The sequence below is a fragment of the Novosphingobium sp. FSW06-99 genome (assembly GCF_001519065.1).
Classification (GTDB): Bacteria; Pseudomonadota; Alphaproteobacteria; order Sphingomonadales; family Sphingomonadaceae; genus Novosphingobium.
Map to the genome: position 1 here is coordinate 25211 of NZ_KQ954270.1, position 9280 is coordinate 34490.

Consider the following 9280-nt stretch of genomic DNA (forward strand, 5'->3'; position numbering starts at 1 on the left):
TGCCGTCATCCCCGGCGGGGGACCCTGAAATGTCTTCGGCCCGCGTGTTTCGCGGTATCATGCGCGATCTGGAAGAGGGGCGCCTGGTCCCCGGCCAGATCCTGGCCGAAACCAGCCTGGCCGCACAGTATGGCGTTGGCCGGAACGCGGTGCGCGAGGCGATGCAGCACTTGGCCGCGCGCGGCGTGGTCGATCTCAGCCGCAACCGGTCGCCCACCATTCGGCGGCTGGACCTGGCCGAAACCCACGAAATCCTGGCGGTGGCCAGCGCCATGACGGCGCTTGCGGCGCAGGCCGCCGCGCGTGGCTATGACCCGGTGCAGCACGCCGATCTGATCGCAACCACGCTTGATGCACTGGCGCAGGCCGACCTGATCGACGAACCGGGCATGTTCAGCCGGGCGCGCCGCCATTTCTATCGCGTGTTGTTGCGCATCGGGGCCAACCGCGAACTGCAACGGCTCTATCCCGCCGTCAGCATGCATATCATCTATGCCCAGTATCAGAGCCGCAGGCTGCGCGGGATCAGGCTGGCCGACTATCGCGCGATCATGGATGCGGTGACGCGTGGCGATGTCGCTGGCGCCGAAGTCGCCGCGCGTACGCATGTCGAGCATGTGCGCACCGCGATCGAACAGATGCATGCCGCTGCGCCGGACCGCGCGGTCCTGAAGGACGGAACGACAGCACCACCGTCATAGCGCCCGTCGGCTGCCCGCGCAGAAATCGATCAGCCGATCGACATCGGCGTCGCTGTTGAAATAGTGCGGCGACGCGCGAAGAATATAGCCCAGTCCGCGTGCATCGGAATCGAGCCGCGTGCTTGCAGGTGGCGAGGCGCCGATCACGATCCCAGCCGCTGCGGTGTCGGCCAGCGCGGCGGCGACGGGATAGTCGCGGATGATGAAGCTGACGATGGCGCATGGATCGCGACCCAGGTCGAGCACAGTGACGTTGCCCAGCGTCCGCAACCTCTCGCGCAGACGATGCGCCAGCATACGGCACCGTGTTTCGATCGCGTCGAGGCCGATCGCGCGAGCATAGTCGACCGCCGCACCCAGACCAAGGCGGGCCGCATAATTGTTCTCCCAGGTTTCGAACCGGCGCGCATCCGGGCGCAGCGTATAGCCGCCCTTCGATGTCCAGGGGGCTGCAAAGTGGTCGATCATCGCCGGCTCAAGGTGCTGCAGCAGGCCGCGCCGCACGTAGAGAAAGCCGGTTCCACGCGGTCCGCGCAGGAACTTGCGGCCGGAACCGGTCAGCATGTCGCAACCCAGCGCAGCCACGTCGATCGGCATTTGTCCGACTGCCTGGCACGCGTCCACCAGGTACGGAATTCCGGCTTGGCGGGCGACTTTGCCGATCGCCGCCGCCGGATTGGTCAGGCCGCCGTTGGTGGGTATCCAGGTGATCGCGATCAGACGCGTCCGCGCCTTGATCATGGCGCGCAGAGCGTCCGGATCGATCGCCCCGAAGGCATCGTTGGGGGCGACGTCGATCACCACGCCATAGCGCTGCGCCACCTGCAGAAAGGCCACGTAGTTGGCGGCATATTCGGATTGCCCGGTGACAATCCGGTCGCCCGGCTGCCAGTCGAAGGCGTAGAACGCCATCTGCCACCCCACTGTGGCGTTCTCGACCAGCGCAATCTCGTCGCGGTCGGCGTTGAGCAGCGCGGCCAGGCTGTCATAGACGGCGTCGAGGCGATGCTGTTCCCGTTCTGCCGCCGCGTAACCGCCGACACGCTGTTCCAGCCGCAAGTATTCGAGCATCGCCTCGAACACCGGGGCTGGCATCAGCGATGACCCGGCGCTGTGCAGAAAGCATCGGTCTCGCGCTGCCGGGGTGTCGGCCCAAACCTGTTGCAGGTCCATTGCGGGCCCTTCAGCGGGACCGACCGCGAGCGGTCACCGGCCAGAGCGCCCGCAAGGTGTCGCCCTGCACCACGTGGTAGGTGTCATACAGATTGACCGTCGGATCGCAGTGCGGTGCGCCGAGCGTGACCCGGTGCGCCAGGGGCAGCGTGCCTCTATCGGGCAGGATCACCATGCCATGTTCGTCGCCGGTGAACCGGTAGCTTGTCCCCTGCGGCGCACCGGCCAGGATGAGCGGCGCGTCGGCGTCGGTGGCGAACGCCTTCAGCCCCGCATCGATGGTGGCAAGGCCCGGCGTGTTGGCGCTCACTACGCGGGCGTCGATCATCAGCGCAGTCTCGAACGGCACCGGTGTGCCGTCGCCGGTCAGGTCGCAGGCAAGATACTGGCCGTCCATGAATACATAAGACCCGACTTGCAGTTCGGTGAACAGGTCCAGTTCGACATCGATGCGATGGGTGCCGGTGCCGCCACCGGTGACGATGTCCGGTTGCCCGCCCGCGTCGGTCAGCGCCGCGATCACGGTGCGGACAAAGGCGGCGCGGTCCAGCATGGTCTGGCGGCGCTCGGCAAAATCCTCGATGTGCTGCTGGGCGCCGCAATAGCACTGGATACCCGCGTAGCGCAGGCCGGTTTGCGCACGAATGGCGTCGAACAGCGCGACTGCCGCCTCTGGCGTGCCGACGCCGGTGCGTCGCATGCCCGGGTCGATGTCGATAATCACGCGCAGCGGCCGGGCGTCATCTGCCGCCGCGCCCAGCGCTGCGACATTGGCGGGATTGTCGGCCACGCACATCAGCCCCTCGGTGCGCGCATTCAGCGCGATCAGCCGCGCGATGGCCGGGGCGGATACCACCGGCGAAGTGATGTGCAGCCCATGCGCCACGCCGTTGTCGGCCAACGCTTCGGCTTCGCCCAGTTTGGCGCAGCAGATCCCGATGGCGCCCGCCGCAATCTGCAGCCGCGCGATCTCGGCGCTCTTGTGGGTCTTGGCATGGGGGCGCAAGTGCAGGCCGTGGCCGCGCGCGAATTCGGCCATAAGGGCGATATTGCGCGTCAGCGCGTCGAGTTCGATGACCAGCGCCGGGGTGTTCAGGCTTTGTCGCGATCCCTGCTGGTTGACCAGATGGCCATGAAGCTCTTCGTCGGTCATGGTGCTGCCTCTTGTGGTGTGGTCGCTTGCGCGCGGTCGTTCGGCGGACCCAGTCTGGCGCGGCCATAGGCGACCGTCCAGGTGACCAGCACGCTATCGCTGATCAGATCCCATAAGGGGGAACCGATCAGGAAGCCCCTGGTCGACAGATGTGCGGCCAGCAGATAGCCGCCGGCCGCCTTGATCAGCAGCGCGACGATCCAGCCCCAGGTCAGCACCCGGTACGCGGCCATGGCATCAGGTTGCGAGGCGGCGAGGTCGAATGCCTCTCGCCCCGCAGGGTCGTTGCCTGTCGAAAGCTGACGCGACATGTGGAACATCAGCGGTCTGGCAAAGGCCAGCGAGCCAAGGAACAGTGCGGCGAGCACGACATTCTGCATGGCCCGACCGACCAGCGCCTCGCGCTCGGTGTGGGCCAGCACCAGCGCGGTCATGCTGACAGCCACGTTTTCGGCCGCGAACAAGCCCAGAAAATCGACTGCGCGCAGCCTGATCACGCCATAGCCCAGCCACAGGATTGGCGGCACGCCCGAGATGGCCAGCGGCAGCAGGCTGTTGGCCGCGAAGTGCGGCACGGCCAGTTTGTACAGCACGGCAGGCGCGGCCATGTTGATCAGCACGCTTTTGAACAGCGCCCGCGTGGCGACATGCCCGGTGATCGTGCGCCAGCGAGAGGATTGCGATCGGTCAGTCATGGGTCAGGTCCTGCGGTTTGCGAGATTGCGCGGGCGCGCTCGCTGCGACCAGATCGATCAGGGCGACAAGCGCCGCAGTGGTCCGTTCGCGGTCCCCGGTCGACAGGAATTCCTGCAACAACCCGGCAAAGGCACCCTGGATCAGGGTCGAATGGGCGGCGAACACTGCGCCGTCGATCGGCAACGTGGCCGCGGCCTGTTCGATGCGGGTGATCCAGGTGGCGCTACCGGCTTGCTTGACCGCGTCCGACAGGCTGATCCGATCGAACATGGCCAGGCCATCGACTTCGAACAGCAGCCGGAAATAGGGCTGGTAGGTTGCATCCGTTGCCCATTCCCAAACCATCATCAGCAACGCGCGCAAGCTTTGGGGCCGTTCGCGACGGCTCTGTTCGGCCAGCGAAGTCTGAATGCGACTGCGCACCGTGGCCAGCGCTGCGGTGATCAGGTTTTCCTTGGATTCGAAGTGATAGATCAGCAGCCTTGCGCTGCTGTCCACGCGTTCGGCCAGCGGGCGCAGCGACAGGTCGCCCACACCGCTGGTCAACAGGGCGGCAACAATCTTGTCCAGCAATTCGGTGCGGCGGTCGGCGGGCATATCCATGAAACAGTCGTTACATGTAACGACTGTTTCATGCAAGGGCATTTGCAACAGGCCCCGATCGCAGCGCGATGGGGTCGAATACCGGCGAAAGTGGTGATCAGGTCGAAACGCCCTGCACGATCGGTGGGGTTACGTAGCAGGTGTCTCCGACCCCCGGATCGCCGTCAGCGCCTTGTGCCTGGTGGCAAAGATCCTGTCTGCGCCGACGGCTTCGGTAACATGGTGGCGGTCCAGATCCGCGCGTAGCGAGGCGCTGACGCGCGCAAAGGCAATGTCGACTTTGCGCTGGGCCAGGTCTTCGATCAGCGCAACGACAACCCGGGCCGCGGTATAATCGAGATTGGTGGTCGCATCGGCCTCGATGATCAGCCAGCGGACGGGATGGGCGGCGCCATCGACCAGCGCGCGCACTTCGTCGGCAAAGCGGGTGGCATTGGCAAAGAACAAGTCGGCGCCAAAGCGATAGAGAATGAGGCCCGGTGCGGTTTCATTACCGGGTGTCGCCGGAACTGTAATCCAGCCTTGCACCGCATCGTGCTGCAACACCTCGGTGTGTGGTCGGTAACTTTGGCGGACATGGCGGAACAGCGAGAGGGCGAGCGCCAGCAGCACGCCCTGTTCGACCCCGACCACCGCGACCGCCACGGCAGTGACCAGCGCCAGATTGAATTCACCCGGGCTTTCGGGCCGGATCGCGCGCAAGGTGGCGATGTCGATCATCCTGATGGCGATGGTGAACACGATCGCGGCCAGGACACAGCGGGGCAAGTATTGCAGGGGGCCCGTCAACGCGAGCAGCACCGCGAGCACGCATGCCGAAAAGACGATCTGCGCAAGCTGGCTGCGCGCGCCGGCCTGTTCGGCCATGGCGGTCTGGGTCGGGCTGCCATTGACGACAAACGCGCCGCTGAGCGCGGCAGCACCATTGGCAAACGCCAGACCCAGAATATCGGCGTCGAGATCGGTGCGATCCTGGTAACGCGCGGCGGCGGCCCGGGCGGTGGCGGCGCTCTGCGCAATGATCACGACAAAGCATGAACCTGCCACCGGAATGAGTTGCAGCGTCTGGCTCCAGCCGGGCAACGTCACGCCGAAGGTCGGCAGTCCGCCGGGCACCGTCCCGAGCGTTGCCACCCCGAAAGTGCCGGGATGCCAGGTGCGACAGGCCAGGATCGCGCCCGCGACCAGCAGCATCGACACAGGAATGGTCGGGGCGATCTGGCGCCCGCCAACAATGGCGGCCACCACTGCGGCAGAAATCACCATCGTGGGGCCGCCCGCATGAGCCAGGCCCGTGGCGATCTGCGCGACCTGCTGAAGGGTCCCGTGGGCGGTAACCGCGATCCCCAGCATATCGCCCAGCATGGCAATTGCCACCTGCACGCCAACCCCGGCAAGAAAACCGACCAGCACCGTGCGCGACAGGAAATCCGCCAGAAATCCAAGCCTGAACAACCAGGCGACCAGCAACATACCCCCCGTCAGCAGCGCAGTCGTTGCCGCCAGCGATGCATATTGCGGACTGCCCACGTCGGCCATGCGACCCAGGGAACCGGCCAGAATGGCCGCCGTGCCCGAATCCGCTGCGACCACCAGATTTCGTGATGCCCCCAATGCGGCAAAGGCCAGCGGTGCCAGCAGGGCGGTGTACAGTCCGGTCGTCAAAGGCATCCCGGCAATGCGCGCGTAACCCAGCAATTGGGGAATATTCATCGACGCGAGCGTGACCCCGGCCAGAACATCGCGCACGGCCCCGCGTTGCCCATCGCGGGGCCGTGCTCCCTTGAACAGCGTAAATGGCATCGACCAGCGTACTCCCGACTCCGTTCCATGGAACGCAGCGCGACCGCGTTCAAGGTCCCGGTATGGTCAGGACGGGCAGTTTTCTGGTGATCGGTTCGATTTTTCGCGGCGTGTTCAGGCGGCGGCGGCACCAAGGCCGCGAATGGCCTCGATCATCTGCACCAGCACGGCTTGGGCATCGCCATAGACCATGTTGCAATTGGGGGCGTAGAACAGCGCGTTGACGATGCCCGAATAGCCTTTGCCCTGGCCACGCTTGATCACGTAGACTTGGGCCGCCTTGTCGGCATTGAGTATCGGCATGCCATAGATCGGCGATGCCTTGTCGCTGCGCGCGGCGGGGTTGACCACGTCGTTGGCGCCGATCACCAGCGCCACGTCGGTGCCGGCGAAATCGTCGTTGATGTCGTCGAGCTGGAAAATCATGTCATAGGGCACGCCCGCCTCGGCCAGCAGCACGTCCATCTGGCCCGGCATGCGGCCCGCGACCGGGTGGATCGCGAACCTGACCATCACCTTTGCCGCCACCAGCAGCTTGACGAATTCAAACAGCTTTTGCTGTGCATGCGCTGCCGCCAGCCCATAGCCGGGCACGATGATGACCTTGCCGGCATAGCGCATCTTGATCGCCGCGTCGGACGCGTCGGTCGCTCGTTCGGTGCCCGTGATGGCGCCGGGCCTGGCTTTGGCCACGGTGCCGAAATTGGTGAACAGCACATTGGCAATCGATCGGTTCATCGCCTTGGCCATGATCATCGTCAGCAGCAGACCGGCCGCGCCGACCACCATGCCCGCGATCATCAGCGCCGGGTTTTGCAGCACAAAGCCTTCGAGACCGACCGCCAGCCCGGTGAACGCATTGTAGATCGAGATCACCACCGGCATGTCGGCACCGCCGATCGGCAATGTCATCAACACGCCGAACAGCAGCGCACAGGCAAAGAACACCCAGATCCATTGCGGCGTTGTCAACAGCAGGCCATCGACACCCAGCACCGAGGCGACGACCAGCCCGGCGACCGCGATGGCCGCAAGGAACACCGCTCCATTGACATATTGCTGGCCGCGCACGCGCAACGGCACTTTGAGCACGCCGTCAAGCTTTGCCCAGGCGATCACCGACCCCGACAGCGAAATTGCGCCGATCAATCCGCCCAACAATGTCACCACCAATTGGGTCGCGCCCTGGGTGTGCCCGCCGAACAGTTCGACCGCCGCGATCGAACCCGCCGCACCGCCGCCCATGCCGTTATAGATCGCGACCATCTGCGGCATGGCCGTCATCGTGACCCTGCGCCCGACAAACCATGCCCCCGCGCCGCCAATCGCCAGCGCGACCAGGGCCAGCGCCAGATTGACCATCACATGCGGCTGCGCGGCAGGACTGACCGAGGCCAGATAGAAAAAGCTGGCCAGCACGGCGGCCACCATGCCCAGCCCCGCGACGCGGATGCCCGATGGCGCGGTGGCGGGCGAAGACATCCGTTGCAGTCCGAACAGGAACAGGAAGGCGGCGGCCAGGTCGGCGGTGCCGATGACGATTTGCGAGATGGTGACGAGCATGGCAGCCCTCAGCCTTTCTTGATGGTATGGACCGAGGCTCGGTGGTGAGCCGGTTTGGCGTCGCTGGACTTGAACATTGCGAGCATGCGGTCGGTCACGGCATAGCCGCCGGCGGCGTTGCCCGCGCCCAGCAGCACGGCGAAAAATCCGATCGTCTGTTCCTGCGGCGTCACCGCATTGAACAGCGCGTAAAGCCCGCCGACCACGACGATGCCGTGGACGAAATTCGATCCCGACATCAACGGCGTGTGCAGGATCGCGGGCACGTTGCCGATGATCACCCACCCGGCGAAACCCGCCAGAACAAAGATATACAGCGCGACAAACCCGGTCATGATGATGGCGAAAGACATCTTGGTGTTCCGTTCGTGGTCAGGCGGCGGTGGCCGCAGGCTTTTTCACCGGCGCGTCGTCACACAGCTTGCCATCGTGGGTCAGGGCGGTCCGGGCGATCACTTCGTCGGTCCAGTCGATCGTGATGACATTGTCGGCCAGCATCAGCGCAAGCAGTGCGACCTGATTTTTGGCATAGAGTTCGCTCGCATCGCGCCCGAGCAACGATGGCACATTGAGCGGGGCGACGATGGTCACCGCGCCAACCACAGTGGTCTGGCCCGGCACGGTATCGACGCAATTGCCGCCGCCTTCGGCGGACAAGTCGACAATCACCGCGCCCGCTTTCATCCCGGCGACTTGCGCCGCGCTGATCAGTTTGGGCGAGGGCTTGCCGGGGATCGCGGCGGTGGTGATGATCAGGTCGCTGGCCTGGATATGGCGGGTCAGCGCGGCATCGACTTTGACCTGTTCTTCGCTGGTCAGCGCGCGGGCATAGCCGCCCTTGCCGGTGGCATCGACGCCGGTATCGACAAAGCTGGCCCCCAGCGACAGCGCCTGCTCGCGCGTGGCGGGGCGCACGTCATAGCCTTCGACCACCGCGCCAAGCCGCTGCGCGGTGGCAATCGCTTCGAGCCCGGCAACGCCAAGCCCCATCACCAGCACTTTGGCCGGGCCGATCACGCCTGCGGCCGAGGTAATCTTGGGCAGGACGCCGGTCATGTGGGTCATCCCCAGCGCAACGGCGTAATATCCCGCCAGGGCCGATTGGCTCGACAGGGCATCCATCGACTGTGCGCGCGAAATGCGCGGCACGCGTTCCATCGCAAAACAGGTGATCCGCCGCGCCAGCAGGTGCTTGACCAGGTCCGGCTGGTTGGCGGCATAGATGAAACTGATCAGGATCGCACCGGGCTGCATGGCGTCGATCACCTCGAGCGCGGGCGGCTGCACCGCCAGCACCACATCGGCGCTGCGCACCATGGCCAACCGGTCGGCGCTGATCGCGACATCGTTGAACGCGGCATCGGGCAGCCGGATGCCCAGTCCGGCTCCGGCCTGCATGTGCAGCCGCGCGCCCAGCTTGATCAGCTTGGGGATGACCGAGGGGATCAGCGCGACGCGCCGTTCATGCGGCTGTGTCTCGCGCAGCACCGCGACGTTGACGTACATGGCTTGTGTCCTGGTTTCGAGCAAAGCGCGGGGGCGCCCTGGGGCGCCCCTGTCATCGGATCATGCGGGTGCTTTTTCGTGT

The 9280-nt window shown here is 65.4% G+C and carries 9 protein-coding genes; 1 reads left to right on the forward strand and 8 read right to left on the reverse strand.

Annotated elements, in window-relative coordinates:
• Window positions 1–29 precede the first annotated feature (29 nt).
• Window positions 30–701, forward strand: a complete 672-nt coding sequence (locus AQZ49_RS21000; RefSeq protein WP_231739362.1) for a GntR family transcriptional regulator — start codon at window positions 30–32, stop codon at window positions 699–701.
• Here AQZ49_RS21000 and AQZ49_RS21005 read toward each other — a convergent pair.
• The 8 genes from AQZ49_RS21005 to AQZ49_RS21040 form a co-directional block, all read right to left on the reverse strand.
• Window positions 696–1874 carry an aminotransferase class V-fold PLP-dependent enzyme gene (locus tag AQZ49_RS21005; RefSeq protein ID WP_067620757.1) on the reverse strand — a complete coding sequence of 393 codons (1179 nt, stop codon included), beginning with the start codon at window positions 1872–1874 and terminating at the stop codon, window positions 696–698. The two genes, AQZ49_RS21000 and AQZ49_RS21005, sit on opposite strands and share 6 nt — an antisense overlap.
• A 10-nt stretch (window positions 1875–1884) precedes the next feature.
• Window positions 1885–3027: a DSD1 family PLP-dependent enzyme gene (locus AQZ49_RS21010; protein WP_067620760.1), complete on the reverse strand. Its 1143-nt coding sequence runs from the start codon at window positions 3025–3027 to the stop codon at window positions 1885–1887.
• Window positions 3024–3722, reverse strand: coding sequence for a VC0807 family protein (locus AQZ49_RS21015; RefSeq protein ID WP_067620763.1), 699 nt, complete (start codon window positions 3720–3722; stop codon window positions 3024–3026). Before AQZ49_RS21015 ends, AQZ49_RS21010 begins: the two co-directional genes overlap by 4 nt.
• Window positions 3715–4326: a TetR/AcrR family transcriptional regulator gene (locus AQZ49_RS21020; protein ID WP_067620766.1), complete on the reverse strand. Its 612-nt coding sequence runs from the start codon at window positions 4324–4326 to the stop codon at window positions 3715–3717. The genes AQZ49_RS21015 and AQZ49_RS21020 overlap by 8 nt, the downstream gene beginning before the upstream one ends.
• Window positions 4327–4455: 129 nt before the next feature.
• Window positions 4456–6129 carry a SulP family inorganic anion transporter gene (locus AQZ49_RS21025; RefSeq protein ID WP_067620769.1) on the reverse strand — a complete coding sequence of 558 codons (1674 nt, stop codon included), beginning with the start codon at window positions 6127–6129 and terminating at the stop codon, window positions 4456–4458.
• A 114-nt stretch (window positions 6130–6243) separates the two neighbouring features.
• Window positions 6244–7692, reverse strand: coding sequence for an NAD(P)(+) transhydrogenase (Re/Si-specific) subunit beta (locus AQZ49_RS21030; RefSeq protein ID WP_067620772.1), 1449 nt, complete (start codon window positions 7690–7692; stop codon window positions 6244–6246).
• A gap of 8 nt (window positions 7693–7700) precedes the next feature.
• Window positions 7701–8045 carry an NAD(P) transhydrogenase subunit alpha part 2 gene (locus AQZ49_RS21035; RefSeq protein WP_067620776.1) on the reverse strand — a complete coding sequence of 115 codons (345 nt, stop codon included), beginning with the start codon at window positions 8043–8045 and terminating at the stop codon, window positions 7701–7703.
• A gap of 19 nt (window positions 8046–8064) precedes the next feature.
• The gene (locus AQZ49_RS21040; RefSeq protein ID WP_067620779.1) at window positions 8065–9198 is read right to left on the reverse strand and encodes an NAD(P) transhydrogenase subunit alpha; all 1134 of its coding nucleotides are present in this window, start codon (window positions 9196–9198) and stop codon (window positions 8065–8067) included.
• Window positions 9199–9280 lie beyond the last annotated feature (82 nt).